This is a genomic window from Curtobacterium flaccumfaciens (assembly GCF_051548005.1).
Lineage (GTDB): Bacteria > Actinomycetota > Actinomycetes > Actinomycetales > Microbacteriaceae > Curtobacterium.
Window position 1 is genome coordinate 24,345 of sequence record NZ_JBPUGH010000006.1, and the last position, 24,588, is coordinate 48,932.

Here is a 24,588-nt window from a genome sequence, read left to right on the forward strand (position 1 = left end):
GCTGTGCGGTCCCTCACGACTCGTTCACCTGCCGTCCCCCGAGCGGGGGCGATCACGGGGCGAGACTTCCCACATGAAGCTCTTCGGTAGGACCAAGGGTCGACGGCGCACCGCAGCGTTCGTCGCAGCGGCAGGCATCTTCGCCGCCGCGTTCGCGGGTGTCGCGACCACCAACGCCTCCGCAGCCGATGCCAGCACGGCGCAGCGCGGGACCACGATCACCTCGACCGGGCTGCGTCCCGGGCAGGTGAAGCACGTCTGGTTGATCATCCTCGAGAACAAGTCGTACGACGCGACCTTCACGGGCCTCAACCAGAACAGCTACCTCTGGAAGACCCTGCCGGCGCAGGGGGTGCTGCTGAAGAACTCCTACGGCACCGGCCACTACAGCATGGACAACTACCTCTCCATGGTGGCCGGCCAGGCACCGCAGGCCGACACCCAGGCCGACTGCAACGTCGTGAACACCCGGTTCGGATCCGACCGGAGCATCATCCGCTCCGGGAAGGACGCGGGGCAGGTGCGATCGCTGGCGAACGCCTCGCAGCCGAGCGGCGCCAACGCTCCCGACGGGTCGAACGGCTGCACGTACCCGCACGCCACGCCCACCCTCTTCAACCAGCTCGACGCCGCACACAAGACGTGGAAGGGCTACGCGCAGGACCTCGGGAACCAGCCCGGTCGTGAGGACGGTGTCTGCGGTGCCCCCGGGACGGCCGCGAACAACCCCAAGACGAACCCGACCTACCTGACCCCGACGGCAGACCACCCCGCACCCACGGGCGTGACGAGCTTCACCGGCGCCCAGGCGAACGACCAGTACGTCGCGAAGCACTTCCCGTTCCCGTGGTTCGAGGGGCTCACGGGCACTGCCGGGGCCCACGGATCGGCGGCGAAGTCGCTCACCACGCCAGCCCAGGGCGGTACCGACTGCGACGCGGCGCACATCGCGAACCTCGACTCGTCGTCGAACGGCCTGTTCCGCGACCTGCAGCACGAGAAGACCACCCCGGCGTTCAGCTGGATCACGCCGAACAACTGCAGCGATGCACACGACGCCGTCTGCAAGGGGAACAACCTCTCGGGGTCGTTCACGAGCAGCGGGCAGCCGGTCTACCAGTCGGGCACCCCGGCGCCGGAGTCGACCACCCCGAAGAACCACACCGGTGGTCTCTACGCCTCGGACCTCTTCCTCAAGTACTACGTCCCGATGATCGAGCGCTCGGCCGCGTTCAAGGACGGCGGCCTCATCGACATCACGTTCGACGAGGCGAACCCGCCCTTCACCTACACCGGCAACAGCTTCAACAACGCGAACCACTACGGCCCGACCCTGTCGGACAAGCCCGATGCATCTTCCGGGATCGCGGCCGACCGCGCCGGAGAGAACATCAACGGCAAGAACGTCGCCTACGAGCCCACCGGCCCGAACTCGACGCTCGGCAAGGACGCGAAGGGCAACCAGCTCTACCCGGGCCCCGGCGACAACGCCTTCATCGACCGTCCGCCGGTGTGCACGCAGACCTCGCCGACGCTCGTGCCCGCGAACTGCGTGCCCGGCATCGTCCGCGGTGGCTCCGGCAACACTCCCGGAGCGCGCACCGACGCCGTCGCCGCGAACACCGCGTCGAGCTACGTCAGCGACCAGTCGATCGTCGCGACCGACACCGGCCGCGGCGTGACCGACACGACCGACACGACCGGTCCGGGTGGCATCAGCCCGATCCCCGCCGACACCTTCGTCGGTGCGGTCAGCGACACCGGTCCGCAGTTCCCGACGACCTCCTCGGGCTCGGTCGTCAACGGCTCGTTCCAGCTCCTCGACGCTTCGGGCAACCCCGTCACGCCGACCGGCCCGGTCACGAGCCTCACGCTCAGCGCCGAAGGGGCGCCCGGGTTCCTCAGCACCGGACAGACCGCCGACCCGCTGTACGACGCCACCGATGCCACCCCCGGCGGCGGCGACACCGGCAGTGTGCTCATCAGCCCGCTCATCAAGCCCGGCACCGTGTCCACGACGTACTACAACCACTACAGCTGGTTGCGGACGATGGAGGACCTGTTCGGGGTGAGCCGAGGGGACGACCACCAGCGGCTGCCCGGCGGCACCGTCTCCGACGGCGTCGACGGTCGCGGACACCTCGGGTACGCGGGTCAGGCCGGGCTCGAGCCGTACGGGCCCGACGTGTTCAACAACGCGTCGCCGAGGCACCACCGGTGACCAGGGTGTTCCGGACGACCGCCTCGCTCACCACCGCTGTGGTCGGGGTGGTCGTCCTCGCGGGCACACTCGTCGGCTGCTCGTCGTCTCCGCACGCCGAGCCGAGGGCCGAGGACACCTACGGCGGCATGCCGTCCTACCTCGCGGGGATCTCGTCGACCACCGACGAGGTGCTCGACGGCACCGCGGCCCGGCCGGCCCTGACCTCCGAGGGGGACGCGGTCCGCGTCCACCTGCACGGGGGCGCGACGGTGCTCGCCACCGTCACCGGTCCGGTCGTGCCCGGTGAGGGGCTGCCGTACCAGGGCGAGACGACGACCTGCACGTGGACGGTGTCGTTGCGGGACGCCTCCGGCAGCGTGCCGGTCTCCCTGACCGACCTGACGACGACGGACCAGCTCGGGAACGCCTACCGGCTGTCCCCGGTCCCGGGGAAGGGCACACCGTCGAGCGTGCTCCGTCCCGGGCAACGCACGACGTTCGAGGTCCGCACCGTCATGAAGGTCGGCGAGGGTGTGCTGCGCTGGGCGCCCGGCGGCGGGAAGACCCTCGCCGAGTGGGACTTCGAGGTCGAGAACGACTGAGGTCGCTGACGCGACCGACCGACGAACGGGAGGCACGGGGCGGCTCCGCCACGTGCCTCCCGTCCGTCGTCCGGTCACCACTCCACGACGATCGTTTCAGACCGCGGCGAGCTCCCGCGTCAGCGCCGCCACGAAGTCGTCGATGTCCTGCTCCGAGGTGTCGAACGAGCACATCCACCGCACCTCGTTCCGGCTGGCGTCCCAGTCGTAGAACCGGAAGTGCTCGCGGAGCCGGTCGGCCACGCCCGCCGGCAGTGTCGCGAACACCCCGTTCGCCTGGGTCTCCTGGCTGAACCCGACGCCCTGGATGCTGCCGTCAGCGATGCCTCCCTCGAGCGCGCCGCGGAGCCGAGCAGCCATGGCGTTGGCGTGCCGGGCCGAGCGGAGGTAGAGGTCGTCGGTGAGCAGGGCGATGAGCTGCGCCGACACGAACCGCATCTTCGACGAGAGCTGCATGTTGAGCTTGCGGAGGTAGTGCAGCCCCTCCGACGCCGAGGGGTTCAGCACGACGACGGCCTCGCCGTAGAGGAGGCCGTTCTTCGTGCCGCCGAAGCTCAGCACGTCGACTCCGGCGTCGGTGGTGAAGGCACGCAGGGGAACGTCGAGCGTGGCGGCGGCGTTCGAGATCCGGGCACCGTCCATGTGCAGCTTCATGCCGAGGCCGTGCACGTGGTCAGCGATCGCGCGGACCTCGTCGACGGTGTAGGCGGTGCCGAGTTCGGTGGTCTGGGTGATCGAGACGACGAGCGGCTGGGCACGGTGCTCGTCGCCCCAACCCCAGGCCTCGCGGTCGATCAGTTCCGGTGTGAGCTTGCCGTCCGGCGTCGCGACCGGCAGGAGCTTGATGCCGCCGACCTTCTCGGGCGCACCGGCCTCGTCGGTGTGGATGTGCGCGGTCGCGGTGCACACGACGGCACCCCACCGCGGGAGCATCGACTGCAGCCCGACGACGTTCGCTCCGGTGCCGTTGAAGACCGGGAACGCCTGCGCCTGCTCGCCGAAGTGCTCGGTGAAGACCTCCTGCAGCCGTGCCGTGTAGACGTCCTCGCCGTAGGCGATCTGGTGGCCCTGGTTCGCCGCGGCGATGGCGTCGAGGACCTCCGGGTGGATGCCGGCGTAGTTGTCGGAGGCGAAGCCGCGGAGGTCGAGGTCGTGGAGTCGGAGGGTCACGCGTCGATCCTAGGTTCGGTGGCGGAGGGCTCGGGCGCCAGGGGGATCCGGACGCCGTTCACCGCGGCCGGCTCGGCGTCCCAGAGTCGGACGACCTCGTCCCCGAGGCGTGCTTCCAGCCCGTCGAGCGCCTTGACGACGAAGACGGTCGCGGCAGCGGTGGCCGGGGCGTCCTTCCGGAAGCCCTGGGCGACGGCCCGGGTCCAGGCGTCGGCGGCCGCCTTGGCCGCGGCGTAGTTCGCACCTCCGGCGGTGGGGGACTCGACACTCGTCGACGACACGACGGCGAGGCGCCCGGCGGGCGAGGCCACGAGGTCGTCGTACAGGGCACGGGTCGTGTTCCGGAGCGTGCGGAAGCCGCGGTCGAAGAAGTCCCAGTCCTCGTCGGACTGCCCGGCGAGACCGCCGCCACCCCGCCACCCGCCGACGAGGTGCACGAGACCGTCGACGTGCGTGTCGTCGGCCTGGAGGCGCGACACCAGTCCGTCGACCGCGCTGCGGTCCGCCAGGTCGCACCGCTGGGTCGTGACCTGCGGGACGGACGCGCGCAGTGCCTCCAGGCCGTCTTCCCGGGCACCGACGGCGACGACCGCCGCACCCGCGGCGACCAGTGCTCGCGACACGGCCGCGCCGCTGGTGCTGGTCGCTCCCGCGACCAGCACCGTGCGGCCGGCGAGTGCGCCGCCGCTCACGCGGCGGCAGCCGGGGCGTCGTCGGTCGTCCCCGTGATGCCCGCGGTGGACTGGATGACGGTCGCCATCTTCTTGTTGAGGGCCTCGTAGAACATCGACAGCGGGAACTCGTCGTCGAGGACGGCGTCCGTGTAGCCCTTCGGTGGCCCGGCGAGCGTCTCCTGCGGCAGCCCCTTCGCCCACGTCGAGGCGGGGTGCGGCGTGAGGGTCTGCGTGAGCATCTCGTAGGCGGCGAGCCAGTGCGCCGACTTCGGGCGGTCGATCGAGCGCCAGTAGAGCTCGTTGATCTGGTCGCCCAGCGCGATGACCACGTCGGGGACGGCGTCCCAGTCGATCGTCAGCTGGGTGTCGGTCCAGTGCAGGACGCCGTGCTGGTGCAGCCACGCGAAGAGGAGCTGCCCGCCGAGTCCGTCGTAGTTGCGCACGCGGCTGCCCGTGATCGCGAAGCGGAAGACCCGGTCGAAGAGCACCGCGTACTGCACGAGCTTCGCGTGGTCGCGGATCGCGCGCTGAGCGTCCGACAGCTCGGCGTCCGGCACCTCGGACAGCGATCGCTGCAGGGACACGGATTCGCGGAACGCCGTGAGGTCGCAGCGCAGCTCCTCGAGCGAGTACAGGAAGAACGGCATGCGCTGCTTGATCATGAACGGGTCGAACGGCAGGTCGCCGCGCATGTGCGAGCGGTCGTGGATGATGTCCCACATCACGAAGACCCGCTCGGTGAGCTCCTGGTCGTCGAGCATCGCCGCTGCGTCCTCGGGCAGGTCGAGCTTCGTGATCTCGGCGGCGGCACGGACGACCCGGCGGTAGCGGGCGGCCTCGCGGTCCTGGAAGATCGCGCCCCAGGTGAACGCCGGCACCTCGCGCATCGAGACGGTCTCGGGGAAGAGCACGGCGGAGTTCGTGTCGTACCCGGGGGTGAAGTCGACGAAGCGGAGCGCCACGAAGAGCTTGTTGCCGTAGTCGCCGGCCTCGAGCTCGGCGATGAAGTCCGGCCAGATGACCTCGACGAGCAGGGCCTCGACGAAGCGCGAGCTGCTGCCGTTCTGCGTGTACATCGGGAACACGACGAGGTGCCCGAGGCCGTCGACACGGTGCTGCTGCGGCTGGAACGCGTTCAGCGAGTCGAGGAAGTCCGGGACGCCGAAGCCCTGGGCCTCCCACGCCGCGAAGTCCCGTCCGAGCAGGTCGAGGTACTCAGCGTCGTGCGGGAAGGCGGGGGCGAGCTCGGCGATCGCGGGGACCACCACGGCCAGCAGCTCGGACGCGGCGGCGTGGTCCGAGCGCTCGGGGACGGAGCCGTCCGCGGCCTGCAGGTCCTGGAGTGCGACGACGGCGTCCTTGAGCCGGAGCCACGCCGGGTGGTCCGCGACCTCGCGCACGCGGTGGTGCTCCACCACGGGCCGGTCCTCGACGACCTCGGGCTCTCCGATGATGGCGTCCTGGGTGAACCTCTGGACGAACTGCGACATCTCGAACCTCCCGTCATCGGGCCGTCGTGCATGGCCGGACCGCCTCGATCGGCGGTCCTGACGGAATCCTAATGAGGACCGCGAGCGGCATTCTTGCCACTTTCCGGCGCTTTCCTGCGCGCTGGTGGGACGCACGCTCGGAACCGAGCGCGGCACGCACGACATCGTTCGCGGAGCGCTCCTGACCCCCGTCCGGGACGGTCATCCTGCGGGATGATCCGGCTGGCCGACCGGTCTCGCTACGGTGACGTCGACCGCGTGCCGCCCGGGGCCTGCGCTCGCAGACAGGGGTACCCCGACATGGACCGTCACCACCGCCAGCACAGCCCTCGCCGGCACCGTCGCTCGGGTCGCGCGCACCTCGCCGCCGCGGCCCTGGTCACGGCGTTCGCCCTCGCCGGGAGCCTCGTCGCGCTGCCAGCGGTCGCCGCCCCGTCGGACGGCACGACAGCCGCTCCGGTGGGGTCGGCCGCGACGGGCGACGGGACCGCGCCCGTCGCGACCGGGCCCGGCTGGACGGTGACCCCGACCGACGGTGGGTACACCGTCACCCTGACCCTCGACGAACCGCTGCCCGTCCGCGCCGCCGCCCCGACGCTCGTGGTCGACGGCACCGACATCGGCATCGCAACGACGAGCCTCGACCAGCGCACCCTCACCGTCACGACGACGGACCCGTCCGTGGCGGACGCCACGAGCGTCGTGCTCGGCTCGACCGGCGGCGTGCAGCGGCCGAGCGGCTCCTCACCACAGGTGCAGGCGAAGCCGCAGGCCGGTCCGCGGGAGACCCCGGCGCCGCTCGACTCCGACCCCGCCGCCGCGGGGCCGTACTCCGTCGTCCGCGCCGACTACGACCTCGGGGACCAGGCCGAGACGATCCGCGGGTTCGCCGGGCGCAAGGGCGAGATGCGCGCGGCCGTGTGGCTGCCGTCGAACGCCCCGGGGAAGCGCCCCGTCGCGGTGTTCCTGCACGGTCGGCACGAGGCGTGCTCCGGCGGGACCCCCTCGAAGACCGGCTGGCCCTGCGGGAAGAACCAGACCGTCATCCCGAGCTCCCTCGGCTACACCGCGGCGGCGCAGGCCCTCGCCAGCAACGGCGTCGTCGTCGTGTCGATCTCGGCGAACGCGATCAACGCCCTCGACGGCACGTACGCCGACGACGGCGGGGCGCTCGCGCGTGGTCAACTCGTCCTCGACCACCTCGCGCTGCTCCAGCGCGCGGACGCCGGGGCCGAGCCGCGCCTGTCGGCGGAGCTCGTCGGCAAGCTCGACCTGCAGCACGTCGGGCTCATGGGGCACTCCCGCGGCGGCGACGGCGTCGTCCGCGCGGCGCTGCTCAACGCCCAGCGGAAGCAGCCGTTCGGCATCGTGTCGGTCATGCCGCTCGCTCCGACGGACTTCGGCCGGACGACCCTGCCGGACGTCGACACCGCCGTGGTGCTCCCGTACTGCGACGGCGACGTGTCCGACCTGCAGGGCCAGCACTTCTTCGACGACTCCCGGACGGCGTACGGCGACGACGTGCTCCGCTCGTCGGTGCTCGTGATGGGCGCGAACCACAACTTCTTCAACAGCGTGTGGACCCCCGCCACCTACCCGAAGGCCTCGTCCGACGACTGGTGGGACGACACCGACCCGGTGTGCGGCGCGAAGGCGAAGGGCACGACCCGGCTGTCGTCGTCGGCGCAGTACGCCGTCGGCACGAGCCTCGTCAGCGGCTTCTTCCGCCTGACACTCGGTGGCGAGCAGCAGTTCCTGCCATCGTTCGACGGCACCGGCCGCGTGCCGTCCGCGCTCGGGAAGGCCGACCTCCGCGTGACCGCGTCGCTCCCCGGCAGCGCGCGCCGCGACCTCGCCCCCTTCACCCAGGCCACGGCCGCCGTGACGACCACGGGTGCACTGCGCGGGACGACCTGCGCGAGCTCCGACGGCACCGCGGTCCCGGCATCGCTGCCGACCTGCGTCTCCGGCGCCACCATCGCCCCGGACTACGTGCCGGCCTGGCTCGCTCCGTCCGTCACCGCGACCCCCGCCCTGCACGTCACGCCGACCGGCACCGCGACCGGCGGCGAGGTCCGTGTCGCGGTCGACCCCGCCGAGGGGGACCTGTCGTCGTACGCGGCGTTGTCGCTCCGCCTCACACCGGACGACGGTGCGACCACGGCAGCGGACGTCTCGCTCCGGGTCACCGATGCGACCGGTGCCACGGCGAGCGTCCGCCTGTCCGACGTCAGCCGTGCCGGCGCACTGCTGCCCGGGTCCTCGTCGGTCCCGCGGAAGACCCTGCTCCAGGAGGCGCGGGTACCGCTCGCGTCGTTCGCCGGTGTCGACACCTCGTCGGTCCGCCAGGTGGCGATCGTCGTCCCGAAGGGGAAGACCGGGCTGCTGCTCAGCGACCTCGCCGCCGTGCGGTCCTCGTCACTCGGGACGCCCCGGGTGGTCGACCGTCCGACGGTCCGCATCGCCGACCGGTTCGTCGACGAGGGTGCCGGCCGCGGGTCGACCCGCGTCGCCGTCGTGCTGTCGCGTCCGGCCGAGCAGACGGCGACGGTCGCGTTCGACCTCGACTCGTACGACGGCGCCGTCCCCTCGATCGTGCAGACCGTGGTGTTCCGTCCCGGTGAGGTCTGCCACGCCGTCGTCGTCCCGAAGGTCGGCGACCGGCACACCTCGGAGTCGCCGACGACGACCTGGCCGATGTCGGTCAGCCTGACGCAGGGCGGTGCCGTCCTCGGGGACGGGATCGGAGTCCTCACGCTGCGGGAGGACGACGGCGTGCGGGTGGGCGGGAAGACCCGGCCGTCCGCGCCGCCCGTCGGTGTGGCCGGCGATGCGTGCGCCGAGGCGACCGCCGGCAGCGGAACGGTGACCGTGAGCCCGACGCAGCCGCAGCAGGGACGTCCGACGGTGTTCCGGAGCACGGGCTTCCGGGCGGGCGAGTCGGTCGCCGTGCGCATCGACAGCGGCGGGGTCGTCCGGGTGACGGCGGACGCACGGGGCACCGCTTCGCTCCGGGTCGCGAAGGCACCGTCCGCGGGGCCGCACCGGGTCAGTGCGGTCGGCTACGGATCGGCACGGAAGGCCTCCGGCAGCTTCACCGTGCGGCGCTGACACGGCCGACAGCGGACGGGAGGCGCGGGGCGGCCCCGCACCGCGCCTCCCGGCCGGTGTGCTGTCGGCTCGACGTCCGGTGGGCTCAGCCCGCCAGTGCGGTCGCGACGCGGCTGTCGCGCACGGCCGGGTCGTCCGACAGCGTCGCCTTGACGGGCCCGAGTCGGCTCGGGCGAGGTCGTCAGACGGTAGGTCGCGTCGCAACTCATCGGCACGGAAGCTCCGGACGAGTCGGAGCCGGTGTCGGTCAGAGTCCGACGCTGCCCTGCGAGATGCCGCCGTCGATCGTGACCGTGGTGCTCGTCATGTAGGCGGCTCGTCCGGATGCCAGGAACACCACGACCTCCGCGATCTCGTGCGGCTTCGCGAGCCGTCCGAGGGGGATGGCGTCGTCGAGCTGCTTGAGCTTCTCCGGGTCGGACTCGGTCGAAGCGTTGATCGGAGTCTCCACGGCTCCGGGCGCGATGTTGACGATGCGCACGCCGTGCGGACCGAGCTCCACGCCGCCGCTGCGGGCGAGCATCCGCATCCCGCCCTTCGAGACGCAGTACGCGAGGTTCCCGGGCATGGGCCAGTCCTCGTGCACGCTCGAGATGTTCAGGACGAGTCCGCCGGTGCCCTGGGCGATGAACTGCTTCGCGGCGGCTTGCGTGCCGAAGAACGCGCTCTTCATGTTCACCGCCATCACCTTGTCGTAGCCCTCCTCGGTCTCCTCGAGGAGCGACTTCCGGTCCTCCGTGCCCGCGTTGTTCACGAGCACGTCGAGGGAGCCGTACGTGTCGACGGCCTTCTGCACCATCGCGTGCAGGTCGTCCGACTTCGTGATGTCGGCATCGACACCGACCGCCTTGCCGCCAGCGCGTTCGATCCGTTCGATCAGGGACTCGGTCGCGTCCGCGTGCGCGACGTAGTCGATGACGATGTTGGCACCCTCCGCGGCGGCGGCCAGGCAGATCTGCTCACCGATCCCGCTGTTGCCTCCGGTGACGACGATGGTCTTGCCCTCGAGCAGCATGGTTCCTCCTGTGTGGTGAGCGGGTTCGCCGTCGACGCTGCTCGCCTGACCTGGCCGTCGGCGGCGAACGCCTGAGCTTCCTCGCACCCGCGCGGCTCGAGCGGCGGCGCGGTCAACGACGCCCACGGGCGTACGCGCTGCCGTCGCACGTGTGCACCGCGTCGTCGTCGCCGAGGAGCCGGAGCGAGTACTCGGCGCAGTCGACGAACGTCCCGATGCTGATCCACCACGAGGACCGGCGCAGCCGCCCCCTCGACGGCCCGTCCGACCCGATGCCCGCGCGGTGCACGACCCACCGGAGGTCGCGGGCCTCGGCGTCGAGGAACCGCATGACGGCCTCGTTGTCCCGGTGCTGGCCGTCGTAGCTCTTCGCGATGGTCCGGCGGACGATCCGGAGCGCGAGCGGAAGACGCTTCCCGGGCTTCGCGCTGAGGCCGCCGGCCTGGTACAGGAACCGCTGGACGCCGTGCCGACGCATGGCGGGTACGAGGCGCTGGACGAACTCGGTGTTGATCATCCGGGTCTCCTGGGTCTGCCGGTCTCCGAGCATCGCCACCACGGCGTCGATGCCGTCGAGCAGGGAGTCGAGGTCGAGCGGGTCCGTGATCGAACCCTGCACGACGTCGAGGGCGTCGTGGGTGATCGCGAGCTTGGACGGCGTCCGGGCGACGGCCCGGACGGCGTGCCCCGCGGCGAGGGCGAGGCGGACGAAGTGCTGGCCGGTCTGACCGGTCGCACCGAACACGAGGATCTGCATGCACCCAATCTAGGCACTGACTAGAAAATAGGCAACGTCTAGTTCGGGATTAGGATGGTCCTGTGTCCGAACGGCCCTTCCACCACGGCAACCTCCGAGCGGTGCTGCTCGACGAGGCCGTCGCCGTGCTCCGCGAAACGGGTGTCGACGGGCTGTCCCTACGCGACCTCGCCCGACGAGCCGGTGTGAGCCACGGCGCCCCCCGCAGCCACTTCGTCGACCGCCAGGCACTCCTCGACGCCCTCGCGGTGACGGGCTTCGAGCGGCTCACCGCGGCGGTGCGCCGCGCGCTCGCCGCGTCCGGTCCGGACCTCGCGGCTCGCTTCCGGGCGGTCGCGCACGCGTACGTCGACTTCGCGATCGACGACGCCGCGCTGATGGAGCTGATGTTCCAGGCCAAGTCCGGCGCGGGTGTCGGGCCGGCGGGGGAGTCCGCAGCGACCCTGTTCACGGTGCTCGACGGCGCCATGGGACCCCGACCGGACGACGGCGTCGACGAGCCCTCGCGGACCTCGTTCAAGATGCTCTTCGCCGCCACCATGCAGGGCATCGCCGCGCTCGTCGCGTCACGCCGGATCGCGCGTGCGGACGCCGACGGCCTGATCGACGCGGCGACCGAGATGATGCTCGCGTCGGACCTCCGCGCGCGGGCCGTCACCGTGGACTGACCGTGCGGTCCGCAGCGGTCTGCTTCGACCTCGACGACACCCTGTTCGATCATCGAGGGGCGGCCCGCGCCGGCGCCCGGCGGTTCCTCGGCGACCTCGGTGTCGACGTCGACGAGGCGGTCCTCGCGGAGTGGTCCCGGGCCGAGGACGTGCAGTACGAACGGTGGCGGACGGGCGAGATCGACTTCCCGGAGCAGCGGCGGGAGCGGCTCCGGACCGTCCTCCCACCGCTCGGGATCGCGGTGCCGACCGACGACGCGGGACTCGACGCGCTCTTCGGTGCCTACCTCGCCGCGTACCGGGAGGCCTGGCGGGTCTTCCCGGACGTCCTGCCGCTGCTGCGGTCGCTGCGGGATCGCGGGTACCGGCTCGGGCTCTTGACCAACGGCTCCGAGGCGCAGCAGCTCGACAAGCTGACCGTCACGGGGCTCACGGACGCCTTCGACGCGGTGTGCGTCTCGGAACGGATCGGCGTGCAGAAGCCCGACCCACGGGCGTTCAGGCTCCTCGCCGAGCGGCTCGTGGTCGATCCGGAGTCGTGCCTCTTCGTCGGGGACGACCCCGAGAAGGACGTCCGGGGTGCCCGACGAGCGGGCATGCGCGCGCTGCTCGTCGACCGCGCGGACCCCGGGGCCCCGGATCTTCAGACGTTGGTCCGGACGGCCCTCGGCGCAGACTGAACGACGGGTCGACTCAGGCTGACTTGCCCCGGTTCAACCGGTCGGCCGCGTTGCCGAGCAGCCAGTTCACGGCCCAGCCGACGACGCCGACCACGGGGACGAACAGGATGACGATCGTCCAGACGATCTTCACGGCGTCGCTGCGCCGACGGTCGCGCCACACCTGCACGAGTGCGAGCACGTCGAGCGCGAGCAGCACCAGCAGCACGATCGCGTGGACACCGGACACGTCTGAGAACACGTGGTCCTCCCCCTTCCGCACCGGTGGCCCGGTGCGTCGGATCGACCCTACGGATCGGCTCGCGCGGTGTAGTCATCCGCTGGACGGACCGGACGGGAGGCGCGAGGCGGGCCCGCACGTGCGCCCACGCCGCCGGTCCCGGACCGACGCGCCAGCGGCGGGCAGGCCGTGCCGGTGGGGAGCCTCCCGTCCGGTGCGACCCGGCCGTGCGCCGGGGGCGACGCGGACCGTCAGCCCAGCAGGTCGGCGATGCGCGCGGCACGCGCCGCGTTGTCCTGCGCCTCCGGCAGCTCGCCGCGGCTGACGTACCAGAGCGCCGACTCGACCAACCGGGCCACCGACCAGGCGTGGATCCGCTCCGCATCGAGGCCCGTCCGGTCGGCGACGAGGGCCGTCCGCTCGACGACGGCGGTCACCGGGTCGGGCAGCGCGAACGGGTCGTCGACCTGCATGAGCAGCGGGCACAGGTCGTAGGCGGGGTCGCCCGTCATGGGCTTCGGGTCGATCACGAGCCACGGTTCCCGCTCGGCGGCGAGGACGTTGCCCGGGTTGTGGTCACCGTGCACGACGACCTCGCGCGGAGCGGACCGGGGGAGGTCCCGGAGGAGCGCGACCCCCTGCCGGACCACCCCGGGATCGAGCGGTGGGGCGAGGGTGCGCATCCGCTCCTCGGCGAGGAGCGCCCACTCGTCGCAGACGTCCACGAGCCGTTCGAACGGGGAGTCGTCCGGCACACCCGCCGCCCAGAGCCGCGCGGCGGCGTCGGCGCCGATCGTCAGCCGCTCGGCCGCGCCGAGGTCCGTCCGGTCGCCCAGGCGCGTTCCGGGCTCGCACCGCTCCAGGAGGAGCACGAACGGGTCGTCCGGGACCCTGGCGAGCAGCCGCACCGCGCCGTGTCCGTCCCACCAGGCGAGCGCTGCCGCCTCGTCCCGCGCCTCACGGTGCGGGAACGACAGCTTGAGCACGGCAGGGGTGCCGTCCGCGGTGGTCACCGCCCGGACGTGCGAGACGCTGCCGCCCTCGATGACGGCTCCGGGACGGAGGCCCCAGCGCTCGACGGCGGCGGTGAGCAGCGCCGGCACCGACCGGCGCCAGTCCTCCTCCGCCGGCCACACGGGCAGGATCAGCCGGCCACGGGCGTCAGCTTGACCGGGACGGCCTTCGACACCGGGGTGTTGCTCCCCTTCGCGGCGCTGTCGAGCGGCACCAACACGTTCGCCTCCGGGAAGTACGCCGCCGCGCACCCCTTCGCACTCGGGTAGGCGACGATGCGCTGGTCGCGGAGGACCCGTTCGACGTCGTCGTGCCAGACCGTCGTGACGTCGACGTGCTGTCCGTCCTCGAGTCCGAGTTCGGCGAGGTCATCAGGGTTCACGAAGACGACGTGCCGCCCCTTCTTGATGCCGCGGTACCGGTCGTTGAGGCTGTAGATGGTGGTGTTGTACTGGTCGTGGCTGCGCAGGGTCTGGAGCAGCAGGGAGCCCTCGGGTCGCTCGACGTGCTCGAGCTCGTTGACGGTGAGCATCGCCTTGCCGGTCTCGGTCGCGAACGTCCGCGAGTCGCGGGGACCGTTCGGCAGCACGAAGCCCTCCTTGCTGCCGGCTCGGCGGGAGTAGTCGTCGAAGCCCGGTACGACGCGGCTGATGTGGTCGCGGATGACGCCGTAGTCGTCGCGCATGGCCTCCCACGCGATCGGCACCCGGTCGCCGAGGACGGCACGGGCGAGCTCGCAGACGATCGCGACCTCGGAGCGCAGCCCGGGCGCGACCGGCGGCACCTGGCCGTGGCTGCCGTGGACCGAGCAGACCGTGTCCTCCACGGAGACGAACTGCGGTCCCGCGGCCTGGACGTCGACCTCGGTCCGGCCCATCGTCGGCAGGATGAGGGCCTCGTCCCCGACGACGGCGTGGGAGCGGTTCAGCTTCGTGGACACCTGCACGGTCATCTCGGTGCCGCGGAACGCCGCCTCGGCGAGCTGCGAGTCCGAGATCGCGGCGACGAGGTTGCCGCCCATGCCCATCCAGAACTTCACGTCGCCGCGCTGCATGGCCTGGATGCCCTTCAGTGCGTCGACGCCGTGCTCGCGGGGCGGATCGAAGTGGAACTCGTGCTGCAGGGCGTCGAGGAAGGTGTCCGGCATCTGCTCCCAGATGCCCATCGTGCGGTCGCCCTGCACGTTGCTGTGCCCGCGGATCGGGGAGGCGCCGGCGCCGGGCTTGCCGATGTTCCCGCGGAGGAGCAGGAGGTTGATGATCTCCTTGATGGTGTCGACGGCCTTGGTGTGTTGGGTGATGCCCATCGCCCAGGTGATGATCGTGCGTTCCGAGCGCAGGTAGCGGTCGGCGAGTTCGTCGATCTCGCTCAGCGTCAGACCGGTCGCGCGGACCACCTCGTCGTCGTCGACCTGCAGGATGTGCTCGACGAACGCGTCGTACCCGCTCGTGTGCTCGTCGATGAACGCCCGGTCGACCACGGTGCCGGGGGCGGCCTGCTCGGCGAGGACGACCCGCTTCGCGAGCGCCTGCAGCAGGGCCATGTCGCCGCCGAGCCGGATCTGCAGGAACTGGTCGGCGATCTGCGTGCCGTGCCCGACCACCCCGCGGACGCGTTGCGGGTTCTTGTACCGTCGGAGCCCGGCCTCGGGGAGCGGGTTGACCGCGACGATCTCGGCGCCGTTCTGCTTCGCGTCCTCGAGCGCGGTGAGCATGCGCGGGTGGTTCGTGCCCGGGTTCTGGCCCATGACGATGATGAGTTCGGTCTGCTCGAAGTCGTCGTACGCGATCGTGGACTTGCCGATCCCCACGACCTCGGCCATCGCCAGACTCGTCGACTCGTGGCACATGTTCGAGCAGTCCGGGAGGTTGTTCGTGCCGAACGCCCGGACGAAGAGCTGGTACACGAAGGCCGCCTCGTTCGAGGTGCGGCCGGACGTGTAGAACGACGCCTGGTCCGGGCTGTCGAGGCCGTTCAGCTTCGCCGCGATGAGCTCGTACGCACGCTCCCAGCTGACGGGCTCGTAGTGGTCCTTGCCGGCCGGCTTCCAGACCGGCTCGGTCAACCGCCCCTGCATGCCGAGCCAGTACTCGGTCTTGTCGGCCAGGTCGTCGACGGAGTGCTCCGCCCAGAAGGTCCGCGGCACCGTGACCGGGGTGGCCTCCCACACCACCGCCTTGCCGCCGTTCTCGCAGAACTCGGCGGTCTTGCGCTTGTTCGGGTCCGGCCAGGCGCAGCTCATGCAGTCGAAGCCGCCCTTTTGGTTCAGGGCGAGCATCAGCTTGGCGGTCCGCGCGGCCCCGAGCTGTTCGAGCGCGGGCCCCATCGAGTGCAGGACGCCGGGGACGCCGGCTGCCCAGTCCTTCGGTTCGCCGACCTCGAGCTCGGCGTCGGTCACGTCGTCGGTCGGGGGCTGCTTCGTCATCGGGCGCTCACGGTCTCTCGGTCGCTGCTGCTGTCGGTGGTCGTGCCGGGTTCGATGATGCGCTCGGGGCGGCTGTACACGACCATGCTCTGGCCGCGGAGGAACCCGACGATCGTGATGCCGACCTCCTTCGCGAGGTCGACGGCGAGCGACGACGGTGCGGAGACCGCGGCGAGCACCGGGATCCCGGCCATCGACGCCTTCTGTGTCAACTCGAAGCTCGCGCGGCCGCTCACCATGAGGACGGTGCCGCTCAGGGGCAGCCGGTCCTCCTTCACCGCCCACCCGATCACCTTGTCGACCGCGTTGTGGCGACCGACGTCCTCGCGGAGCACGAGCATCCGGCCGGTGCGACCGTCGAAGAGCGCGGCAGCGTGCAGGCCGCCGGTCTTCTCGAACACGGCCTGCTCTTCGCGGAGCAGGTCGGGGAACGTCGCGAGGAGCTCCGGGTCGAGCACGAGGTCGTCGTGGAGGACGGCGTGCTGCGAGGTCGTGCGGACGGCGTCGATGCTCGCCTTGCCGCACAGCCCGCAGGAGCTCGTCGTGTAGAAGGCCCGCTCCAGGCTGGGGTCCGGCGCGGGGACACCGGGGGCGAGGGTGACGTCGAGCACGTTGTACGTGTTGAGGCCCTCCTCGGTCGCGCCCGCGCAGTACCGTGCTGCCAGGAACTCGTCACCGCGGGCGATGACCCCCTCGGAGACGAGGAACCCCGCGGCGAGGTCGACGTCGTTCCCCGGGGTCCGCATCGTGATCGCGAGGGACGAGCCGCCGACCCGGATCTCGAGCGGTTCCTCGACGGCGAGGACGTCCTCCCGCACCGACCGTGACGTGGCGACCGTGATGCGGGTGACCCGCTTCCGCGCGGTGATCCGGTTCATGGGACGGGTCTACCACCCGTACCCGTCGCCGACCAGTGCTCGGTGCGGCTGACGACCAGGCTCGGCCCCGTGATCGGGCTCCGCGTCACGCCCACGGCACACGGAGTGCCGGGACGACGTCTCCGGCGAACCCGCCGCCGGTCCCGACCAGCAGCAGCCCGTCGGCCTCGGCCAGCCCGCGGAGCATCGCCGACGACTGGTGGCTGGTCGGCACCGCACCGTCCGGGGTCGACCGGTACGCGAGCACGAGCGCTCCCCGTCGCTCGTTCGGCACGTCCACGGCGAGCGACACCCGGTCCGGCTCGTCGAGGGCGCGGCCGGTCAGCCCGGCGACGAGCGGGCCGCCGAACAGCACCGCGCCGACCATCGCCGCCATGGGGTTGCCCGGCAGGCAGAGGAACAGCGTCCGGTCCCGTCGGGCGAGCATCGTCGGTCGTCCGGGTCGTACGTCCACCCGGTCGACGACGAGCTCCGCGCCGATCCGCTGCAGTGCGCCGCGGACGTGGTCGGTCGACGACCCGGCCGTCCCGCCCGTCGTGACCACCAGCCGTTCGGTGGCGTCGCCGAGCAGTCGTTCGGTCGCCGTCGGGTCGTCGGGCACCCGCACGGCGGCGACGGGCGACGCACCGAACCCCTGCAGCACGTGGGGGAGCGTCATGGTGAACACGTCCCGGACCCGGCCCGGCTCGGGGACGCCGCGCGCGACGATCTCGTCCCCGAGGACGGCGACCCGGGCGGTCGGTGACGGCACCACGTCGAGGTCGTCCACGCCCGCTGCGGCCGCGAGGGCGATCCGCGGCGGGGTGAGCGGCGTGCCGGCGGTGAAGAGCAGTTCACCGAGCGCGACCTCCTCACCCGCCGGCCGCACGTGCCGGCGGGTGCCCGGACCGTGCCGGACCAGTCGACCGTCCACGATGTCGGCGTCCTCCGAGCGCACGACGGACGTCGTCCCGGGCGGGACGGGCGCCCCGGTCGTGATCGGCCGCGCCCGACCGGTCTCGAGCCGCTCGGTCGACGGGGCCGCCCCGGCGACGATCGCCGCACCGAGCGACCACGGGCCGTCGCCCGCGACCGCCCAGCCGTCCATCGCTGCGCCGTCGTACCCGGGGACGGGGCCGGGAGCGGCCAGGTCCGTCGCGAGCACCCGTCCGAGACCGGCCACGAGGTCCACCCGGACCCCGGGCTCGCACAGCGCGGCACCGGCTGCGTGCGCCGCCGCCCGGGCATCGGTCCACTGCACGGGACCGCGGGTCACGCTCCGCCCTGCTCGGCCCGCGCCGCGGCGAGACGGGTCGCGGTGTCGACGGCATCGGACAGGTCCTCGGCGCTCCCGCCGCGGAGCCCTGCCGCGTACCCGACGAGGAACGTCGTGAGCGGCGCCGCCGGACGGGCGACCCCGTGGGCGGCGTCACGCGCGAGGTCGAGCACGACACCGATGTCGATGGTGGCGTCCGCGGGGAGCCCGAGCGCCTCGGCGAGCTCGGCTTTCCACGCGGCGAGGACGTCGTCTGTGGTCATGCCGCCAGTCAAGCAGTGCCGGTCGTACAGCGGTGTTCGGGTCGGTTCAGGTGAGCCGCTCAGCGTCGTCCGGGGTGTCGACGTCCGTGCACAGCGCCGAGGGCACCGGTACCTCGACGATGTCGAGCGGCGCGATGAGTCGCCGGAGTGACGCACCGTCGACCTCGCCCAGCGAAGCGACCGCCCGCCGCAGGGCCGCCGAGCGGTACAGCGCCAGGAGCGGTTGGCGCCGGCCGTCGTCGTCCACCGCGACCCATCCGTCAGCCGCGGCGCTGGACGAGGAGCCGACCTGAGCAGAGCCCGCCCGAAGTGCCGCGACCGCCTCCACGGGCCGCACCAGGTCGCAGGCCAGCACGAGCGTGGTCGGGGCGCTCGCCGGGAGCGCGTCCAGGGCGGCCGCGAGGCCGCTCACCGGTCCGCCGAACGGTGGGTCCTCACGGACGAGGACGACGTCCGCCGGGGCCCTGGCATCGTCGCGGAGGCCGACGACGACGGTCCGCCGAGCACCGACCGACGCGTCGAGGGCTCGGTGGAGCAGGGTCGAGCCCTCAGGGCCGAGCGCGGTCTTGTCGATGCCGCCCAGCCGCGCGGCCCGCCCGCCCGCGAGCAGGACCGCGTCGAAGTCTGAGCTGTCGGACACGTCCGAACGGTACCGCGTCAGCGGCCGTGTCCCGGAGCGCCCGGATCCGTGGGGAGGGACCATGTGGCGCCGGGGCTCGCCGCGGCCGGAGCACCCGCCGAGGGACGACGTCGCCCGAGTTCGGCGAGCGCCCGTTCGGTGTTCCGCAGTCCGCGCCGCGTCTGCCACGTGCTGAACGCGAGGAACCCGAGGAAGACCACGACGAAGAGGAGCCAGACCGGGTTGACGCTGACGGCCATCACGATGCTGAGCACCGAGAACAGACCGAACACGACCGGTGCGAGCCACCGGTTGCGGAGCCACTGCTTTCGGTACCGCTCCAGCTCCGAGGTCCACCGGCCAGTGTCGACGTCGTCCGGGACGACGCCCGTCCGCATGGTCTTCTGCATGTCCGTGACGGCGTCCGCGCCGCCGGCGCGACGCCGTCGGACGCCGATGATGATGCCGAACACGACGGTCGTGGTGACGGCGGAGAAGAGTGCACCGACCAGTCTCGCGCCGACGTTGATGCGCGACGGGTCGGAGAGGAAGCCCGTGCCGAAGTACGCGCCGCCGACCACCACGAACATGACGGGCAGCAGCACGGGCAGCGGGAGACGGTTGAACCGGTCCACGGGTCCTCCTCGGGTCGTTCCACAGCATGCTCCGACCGGCACCCGGCCGGCTGTGAGCGACGTCCCCCGAGCAGCGGACGGGAGGCTCGGCAGGGCTCCGGCGCGCACGTCCGGACCGCTCGCGGTCGGCTCGCACAGCCGGTGGTGGCTCCGCGGTCAGCTGCAGCGCTCGAGGGTGAAGGACGGCTCGTCCCCGGTGCCGCCGTGGCTCGTCACGAACCCTCGGCCGGCAGCGTCCGACGAACCCCAGTGCCGCACCGTCGTGCACCCGAGCGCGTCGGTCGCCTGGACGACGGGGTCGCTGCTCGTCGCGGAGGACGCGACGACGACGAGCCGGTCGGCCCCGGTCGCGACGAGGCGCTCGATCTGGGACACGGTGAACACCGGCACGTGACCGGAGAACCCGCCGTCCGTGAGGACCTCGCGTCCGGTGTCACCGATGACGTCAGCGGAGATGCGCCACGAGTCGGACAGGAACAGCGGCCGCCCGTCCCGTCCACCGCCGTCCTGCTCGGCGGTCCGGACCAGGGCGGCCTCGGCGGGCGTCAGCGTCGGGTGGCCGCCCCAGACGTCCGGCGTCGAGATGCGGAAGGCCGCGCTCGGGGCGACGCTCCGGTCGGCTCCCGCCATCCCCTGCCGGGCGAGCGCGAACGTCCGGTCGGGGGTGCGGTCGCCGAACGCGAACGCACCGTTGCCCGTCCCCACCGACGCGTCACCGCCGCTGCCGACCCGAGCGGCGTCGAGGGCCTGCAACGAGAAGCAGGCGGGACCCGCGACGACCGCGGCGACGAGCAGGACGGTCGTCGCCCGCCGCCCGCGCGCGCCGGTCCGCACGGAGACGCCGCCCCAGTGCACGAGCAACGCGATGAGCGCGACGATCGTCACCCCGACCGCCACCGCACCGAGCGCCACCGGCTCCGCGGACGACCGCGCGAGCCACGCCCACCATCCACCCTGGACGACGAGGAGTCCGACCGGGACGACGCGGAGCCGACGGTCCGCTGCGTCGACGAGCGAAGTCGCACCCCACCAGCCGACCGCAGCGAGCCCCGCGAGCTGGACACCGATGCCGGCGACGTACGCGGTGTGCGGAAGCCGCATGACGGACAGCACCACCACGGCCGTGACCAGCCACACGGTGACGGTGACGAGCGTCGCGAAGGCGGGTCGTGCCTCCCGGCCGGCGCGTCCCGGCCACCACCGGGCCGCACCGATGCCGATGCCCGCCAGCGCTGCCGGCCACGACCACCCCACCTGCGAGGCGTACCGCGGTGAGAAGAGCTGCAGCAGTGTCGTCCCTCCCGGGCGTGGACCGCCGCCGAAACCGCGGAACTCGTGGGTCAGGTGGGCACCGGCGCGTGCGAACGCGCCGCCCAGTGCGCTGACGGCGCCCGGCCAGGCGCCCGGCAGGAACCGGTCGACGCCGTTGTAGCCGAACACCATCGCGAACACGCTGTCGTCCGTCGAGCCGTCGACGTACGGGTGGTCGGTGGTCGGGAGCAGCTCGACCACCACCGTCCACGCGAGGCTCGCGACGAGCGTGGACGCGACGAGCACCGCGACGTGCCCGAGGATGCGACGCCACCGCACACCCGGCACCGCCTGCGCGACCACGGTGCCGACGACGAGCGCCGGGACGACCAACCACGCCTGGAGCATCTTCGCCTGGAAGCCGACGCCGACGAAGAGTCCCGCGAGCACGAGCGGCCACCAGCGCCCGGTGAGCGCGGCCCGCTGCCACCAGACCAGCGCGACGGCGAGCGCCATCGTGAGGAGTCCGTCCTCCATCGGGTGACCGAACATCGAGACGAAGATGGGTGTGGCCGCTGCGAGGGCCGCCGCGACGAGGCCGACCCGCGCGCCCGCCCACCGCAGTCCGACGACCGACACGGCCACCGTCGTCACCGCGCCCTCGAGCACCTGCGGCAGCGCGAGTGCGGCGGTGGACATGCCGAACAGGTGCACGCTGACGGCCTGCGGGACCGCGAAGCCCGCGAGCTTGTCGAGCGTGACGGTCGCGCCGGGGTCGAACGAGCCGCTGAGGAACGCGGGCAGTGACTCGGACATCGAGCGCGCGGCGGCGGCGTAGAAGTCCGAGTCACCGCCCCGCGCGAGGTTCCAGCTCGTCAGGACGGCGCCGAGGACGACGATGACGGCGAGGACGGCGAGCTGGAGGCGCGGTTGGTGCAGCCAGCGTGCCGGACGTGCGCCGGTGCGGTCGGACATGGTCATGACCGCAATGTGCTGCTCGCGTCGATGAGGCAGCCGGGGATCCGCCCGGGCGCGGCAGCGGGTTCGTTCAGGCGGTGCCCGCTCTCAGGAACCGTCGCGGAGGTCGGCGAGGGTCGCTGTCGCGAAGCTGATCGCGTCGAAGGTCGCCGTGCAGCCGTCGCCGAGCGGGGCCTGCGCGAGGAACCCGACGGAGAACGGCTGCGGACCGGGTTCGAGCCGGAAGGTCCGGACGAAGTCCCATGTCTCGCCGTCGTCGGACGCGTGGAAGGCGAAGGCCGGACCCACCCGGGCGATGCGCAGGAAAACGCTCGGACCGGACAGCAGTCGGCCGTTGCCGTCGTCCGAGGTGTGGTCGGTGACGACGCTGACGACCATGTCCCGACCCTGCGGCGAGTGCTCGTCGCAGAGCTTCGCCCAGTGGTCGCGGTCCGACCACAGCGCGAGCGCCCCCGCGTCGAAGGTCGTCCGGTCGCCGTGCACGGTCACGCGTGCGGACAGGGTGAAGTCGCCGGCCGGCGCGGGGAACGCGAGCGCGGTGGCACCGTGCTGCTGCGACCCGCCGCCCGCGTCGTTGGTCCAGTCCACCCCGGCGGTCGACACCAGGGTCAGTGCTCCGGTGTCGGGGGCGAGGCGGACGGTGCCCTCGGCACCGGTCCAGCGCAGGGGCGGGAGGCCGGGGACGTCGGTGGTCACGCTCGCACGGTACCGGTTGGATGGGATGGTGTCCGTGCTCATCGTCACCGCCCACCCCGATCCCGACTCGCTGACCCACGCGGTCGCGCGCGCACTCCGGTCCACGATCGAGGACGACGGACGGATGCCCGTCGCGGTCGCCGACCTCGCCGCGGAGGGCTTCGATCCTCGCTTCACCCTCGCCGACCGGCACACGTACCGGACCGGCCACGACGCCCCGCCGGACGTGGCGGCCGAGCGGGAGCGGCTGGACGGTGTCCGTGACCTCGTCCTGGTCTTCCCGGTGTACTGGTGGTCGCTCCCGGCGCTGCTCAAGGGGTGGGTCGACCGGGTGTTCGGCAACGGCTGGGCGTTCCGCGTCGGGCCGGACGGCGGCATCGTCCGACTCCTCGGCGACCTGACCGTGCACCTCGTCCCGATCGCCGGTGACGACGCGGGGCGGTACGAGCGGCACGGGTACGACCGGGCCTTCACGGCGCAGGTCGAGCACGGCATCGTCGACTACTGCGGCGCTCGTCGAGGCGTGACCGCCTGGCTGCACGAGTCGGAGACCGAGGACCTGGATGCGCGGACCGCCGCCGTCCGTGCCGTGGTCGATGCCGTTCGGGGAGCGCTGCCCCGGGGCTGACCGTCGCCCGTCGCGCGCCCACCGGTAGCGTTGGTGCATGCCCCGCTTCACGCCACCGCCGCCCGACGCGATCCGCGCGCGACTCCTCGACGCGGCCCGCGACGAGTTCTCGTCGCAGGGCGTCACCGGGGCGAAGGTCGAGCGGATCGCCGCCGCTGCCGACAGCAACAAGGCACAGCTCTTCCACTACTTCGGCGGGAAGGACGGGCTGTACGAGGCGCTCCTCGTGCAGACCGCGACCGAGCTCGCCGCCGAGGCGCCGCTCGACGTCGACGACCTGCCCGGGTACGCCGGCCGTCTCCACGACGCGTACACCCGTCGGCCGTGGGTGCCCCGGCTCCTCACCTGGCACCGACTCGAGGGTCGTCCGGTCGAGTCGCTCGAGGACGCGCGAGCGGACGCCGTCGCCACCGTGGAGGCAGCCCAGCGAGCCGGCGCGCTGCCCCGGACCTTCCGCCCGGCCGTGCTGCTCGGCTTGGTCGAGCACCTGGCAGCGTTCTGGGCCGAGACCACGCCCGAGGCCGAGGGGTCCGTGCGGGCCGTCGCCCCGCAGCGGCGTCGGCAGGCCGTCGTCGACGCGGTGACGGCGCTGCTCGGACGGTCGGGGGATTCCCGGCCTCGTGGGAGTTCGCTGGGCGCATGAGCGAGTTCGTGAGGGACAACCCGGCCGCCGGACCCGAGGAGCCGGACGCGTACGGCATCGACCTCGTCGACGGCGACGAGCCGTCCGTCCGCCTGCTCGTCCGCGGCGAGCTGCCCGAGTCGGTCGAGCACGACGGCCGCACCTGGGTGGCCACGGACGAGGAGCACGACCCGGGTGACGACGGCCCACCGATCGCGGTGTTCCGGCCCGAGGGCTGACCGTGGCGGCAGCGGACGAGACCGGACCGTTCTTCCACGGCACCCTCGCGGTGTTGCGGGAGGGGGACCTGCTCGTCGCGGGCAGGCCGTCGAACTACCGGCCCGAGGTCGTCATGAACCACGTGTACTTCACGGCGCTCGCCGACGGCGGTGGCCTGGCCGCAGAGGTCGCGGTGCTGCTCGCCGGTGCCGGTGACCCCCACGTCTACGAGGTCGAGCCGACCGGAGCCTTCGAGGACGACCCGAACGTCACCGACAAGAAGTTCCCGGGCAATCCGACCCGTTCGTACCGCACGACCGCGCCGTTGCGGGTCGTGCGGGAGGTCCACGACTGGACGCGTCTGTCGTCCGAGGCGCGCGAGACGTGGCGGGAGCGGCTCGCGACGATGCAGCGGGACCGCGCCGAGATCATCAACTGACGCTCGCCGGGCCGCCGGGCCGCCGGGCCGCCGGGCCGCCGGGCCGCCGGGCCGCCGGGTGGCCGGGTGGCCGGGC

24 protein-coding genes are annotated in these 24,588 nt (G+C 72.4%); 9 read left to right on the forward strand and 15 right to left on the reverse strand.

All coding sequences use genetic code 11. From position 1 onward, the window contains the following. Positions 1-73 precede the first annotated feature (73 nt). Complete coding sequence (locus ACSW7Y_RS01895; RefSeq protein ID WP_438124662.1) at positions 74-2,221, forward strand: hypothetical protein; 2,148 nt, start codon at positions 74-76, stop codon at positions 2,219-2,221. Next, on the forward strand, positions 2,218-2,805 hold the full coding sequence (locus tag ACSW7Y_RS01900; RefSeq protein WP_438124663.1) for a hypothetical protein: 588 nt from the start codon (positions 2,218-2,220) through the stop codon (positions 2,803-2,805). The genes ACSW7Y_RS01895 and ACSW7Y_RS01900 overlap by 4 nt, the downstream gene beginning before the upstream one ends. A 96-nt stretch (positions 2,806-2,901) precedes the next feature. Here ACSW7Y_RS01900 and ACSW7Y_RS01905 read toward each other — a convergent pair whose 3' ends face one another. Genes ACSW7Y_RS01905 through ACSW7Y_RS01915 form a run of 3 tightly spaced genes read right to left on the reverse strand, consistent with a single transcriptional unit; the run spans position 2,902 to position 6,139 of the window. Next, a complete protein-coding gene (locus tag ACSW7Y_RS01905; RefSeq protein ID WP_438124664.1) occupies positions 2,902-3,975 on the reverse strand; it encodes a threonine aldolase family protein in 1,074 nt (357 codons plus the stop codon). Next, a complete protein-coding gene (locus ACSW7Y_RS01910) occupies positions 3,972-4,667 on the reverse strand; it encodes an SDR family NAD(P)-dependent oxidoreductase (RefSeq protein WP_438124665.1) in 696 nt (231 codons plus the stop codon). The genes ACSW7Y_RS01905 and ACSW7Y_RS01910 overlap by 4 nt, the downstream gene beginning before the upstream one ends. Continuing rightward, positions 4,664-6,139 carry a DUF6421 family protein gene (locus ACSW7Y_RS01915; protein ID WP_438124666.1) on the reverse strand — a complete coding sequence of 492 codons (1,476 nt, stop codon included), beginning with the start codon at positions 6,137-6,139 and terminating at the stop codon, positions 4,664-4,666. The genes ACSW7Y_RS01910 and ACSW7Y_RS01915 overlap by 4 nt, the downstream gene beginning before the upstream one ends. A gap of 300 nt (positions 6,140-6,439) precedes the next feature. On the opposite strand from ACSW7Y_RS01915, the gene ACSW7Y_RS01920 reads away from it, so the two are divergent. Then, positions 6,440-9,250 carry a hypothetical protein gene (locus ACSW7Y_RS01920; protein WP_438124667.1) on the forward strand — a complete coding sequence of 937 codons (2,811 nt, stop codon included), beginning with the start codon at positions 6,440-6,442 and terminating at the stop codon, positions 9,248-9,250. Positions 9,251-9,497: 247 nt separating this feature from the next. Here ACSW7Y_RS01920 and ACSW7Y_RS01925 read toward each other — a convergent pair whose 3' ends face one another. Both ACSW7Y_RS01925 and ACSW7Y_RS01930 read right to left on the reverse strand, forming a co-directional pair. Continuing rightward, positions 9,498-10,265, reverse strand: coding sequence for an SDR family NAD(P)-dependent oxidoreductase (locus ACSW7Y_RS01925; protein WP_438124668.1), 768 nt, complete (start codon positions 10,263-10,265; stop codon positions 9,498-9,500). Between the two features lie 112 nt (positions 10,266-10,377). After that, positions 10,378-11,022 (reverse strand): NAD(P)-dependent oxidoreductase, encoded by a 645-nt coding sequence (locus ACSW7Y_RS01930; RefSeq protein WP_438124669.1) that lies wholly within the window; start codon positions 11,020-11,022, stop codon positions 10,378-10,380. A gap of 62 nt (positions 11,023-11,084) precedes the next feature. Here ACSW7Y_RS01930 and ACSW7Y_RS01935 point away from each other — a divergent pair, with 62 nt between their 5' ends. Next, the gene (locus tag ACSW7Y_RS01935; RefSeq protein ID WP_438124670.1) at positions 11,085-11,690 is read left to right on the forward strand and encodes a TetR/AcrR family transcriptional regulator; all 606 of its coding nucleotides are present in this window, start codon (positions 11,085-11,087) and stop codon (positions 11,688-11,690) included. Positions 11,691-11,692: 2 nt separating this feature from the next. Further along, positions 11,693-12,370, forward strand: coding sequence for an HAD family hydrolase (locus ACSW7Y_RS01940; RefSeq protein WP_438124671.1), 678 nt, complete (start codon positions 11,693-11,695; stop codon positions 12,368-12,370). A 13-nt stretch (positions 12,371-12,383) separates the two neighbouring features. Here the strand turns inward: ACSW7Y_RS01940 and ACSW7Y_RS01945 are convergent, their stop codons facing one another. The 10 genes from ACSW7Y_RS01945 to ACSW7Y_RS01990 all read right to left on the reverse strand — a co-directional run bounded on the left by ACSW7Y_RS01945 (position 12,384) and on the right by ACSW7Y_RS01990 (position 22,604). Beyond that, the gene (locus ACSW7Y_RS01945; protein ID WP_438124672.1) at positions 12,384-12,611 is read right to left on the reverse strand and encodes a PLDc N-terminal domain-containing protein; all 228 of its coding nucleotides are present in this window, start codon (positions 12,609-12,611) and stop codon (positions 12,384-12,386) included. Positions 12,612-12,841: 230 nt separating this feature from the next. Next, positions 12,842-13,726: an aminoglycoside phosphotransferase family protein gene (locus ACSW7Y_RS01950; RefSeq protein WP_438124673.1), complete on the reverse strand. Its 885-nt coding sequence runs from the start codon at positions 13,724-13,726 to the stop codon at positions 12,842-12,844. Positions 13,727-13,734: 8 nt separating this feature from the next. Further along, positions 13,735-16,029 (reverse strand): FdhF/YdeP family oxidoreductase, encoded by a 2,295-nt coding sequence (locus ACSW7Y_RS01955; RefSeq protein WP_438124674.1) that lies wholly within the window; start codon positions 16,027-16,029, stop codon positions 13,735-13,737. Continuing rightward, a complete protein-coding gene (gene fdhD, locus ACSW7Y_RS01960) occupies positions 16,026-16,907 on the reverse strand; it encodes a formate dehydrogenase accessory sulfurtransferase FdhD (protein WP_438124675.1) in 882 nt (293 codons plus the stop codon). The genes ACSW7Y_RS01955 and fdhD overlap by 4 nt, the downstream gene beginning before the upstream one ends. Before the next feature lie 85 nt (positions 16,908-16,992). Next, the gene (locus ACSW7Y_RS01965; RefSeq protein ID WP_438124676.1) at positions 16,993-18,162 is read right to left on the reverse strand and encodes a molybdopterin molybdotransferase MoeA; all 1,170 of its coding nucleotides are present in this window, start codon (positions 18,160-18,162) and stop codon (positions 16,993-16,995) included. After that, positions 18,159-18,425, reverse strand: coding sequence for a DUF6457 domain-containing protein (locus tag ACSW7Y_RS01970; protein WP_438124677.1), 267 nt, complete (start codon positions 18,423-18,425; stop codon positions 18,159-18,161). The genes ACSW7Y_RS01965 and ACSW7Y_RS01970 overlap by 4 nt, the downstream gene beginning before the upstream one ends. 46 nt (positions 18,426-18,471) lie before the next feature. Beyond that, positions 18,472-19,065 carry a molybdenum cofactor guanylyltransferase gene (mobA, locus tag ACSW7Y_RS01975; protein ID WP_438124678.1) on the reverse strand — a complete coding sequence of 198 codons (594 nt, stop codon included), beginning with the start codon at positions 19,063-19,065 and terminating at the stop codon, positions 18,472-18,474. A 17-nt stretch (positions 19,066-19,082) separates the two neighbouring features. Then, entirely contained in the window at positions 19,083-19,679 is a 597-nt protein-coding gene (locus ACSW7Y_RS01980) for a DUF6703 family protein (RefSeq protein WP_438124679.1), read from the reverse strand. Positions 19,680-19,835: 156 nt separating this feature from the next. Then, on the reverse strand, positions 19,836-21,911 hold the full coding sequence (locus ACSW7Y_RS01985; RefSeq protein ID WP_438124680.1) for an ArnT family glycosyltransferase: 2,076 nt from the start codon (positions 21,909-21,911) through the stop codon (positions 19,836-19,838). 84 nt (positions 21,912-21,995) lie between these two features. Beyond that, on the reverse strand, positions 21,996-22,604 hold the full coding sequence (locus ACSW7Y_RS01990) for a DUF1349 domain-containing protein (protein ID WP_438124681.1): 609 nt from the start codon (positions 22,602-22,604) through the stop codon (positions 21,996-21,998). Positions 22,605-22,629: 25 nt separating this feature from the next. Here ACSW7Y_RS01990 and ACSW7Y_RS01995 point away from each other — a divergent pair, with 25 nt between their 5' ends. Genes ACSW7Y_RS01995 through arr form a run of 4 tightly spaced genes read left to right on the forward strand, consistent with a single transcriptional unit; the run spans position 22,630 to position 24,512 of the window. Then, positions 22,630-23,232: an NAD(P)H-dependent oxidoreductase gene (locus ACSW7Y_RS01995; RefSeq protein ID WP_438124682.1), complete on the forward strand. Its 603-nt coding sequence runs from the start codon at positions 22,630-22,632 to the stop codon at positions 23,230-23,232. 37 nt (positions 23,233-23,269) lie between these two features. After that, on the forward strand, positions 23,270-23,875 hold the full coding sequence (locus ACSW7Y_RS02000; RefSeq protein WP_438124683.1) for a TetR family transcriptional regulator: 606 nt from the start codon (positions 23,270-23,272) through the stop codon (positions 23,873-23,875). Then, positions 23,872-24,093, forward strand: a complete 222-nt coding sequence (locus ACSW7Y_RS02005) for a hypothetical protein (protein ID WP_438124684.1) — start codon at positions 23,872-23,874, stop codon at positions 24,091-24,093. The genes ACSW7Y_RS02000 and ACSW7Y_RS02005 overlap by 4 nt, the downstream gene beginning before the upstream one ends. Before the next feature lie 2 nt (positions 24,094-24,095). Next, positions 24,096-24,512, forward strand: coding sequence for an NAD(+)--rifampin ADP-ribosyltransferase (arr, locus tag ACSW7Y_RS02010; protein WP_438124685.1), 417 nt, complete (start codon positions 24,096-24,098; stop codon positions 24,510-24,512). The last annotated feature ends 76 nt before the right edge of the window (positions 24,513-24,588 follow it).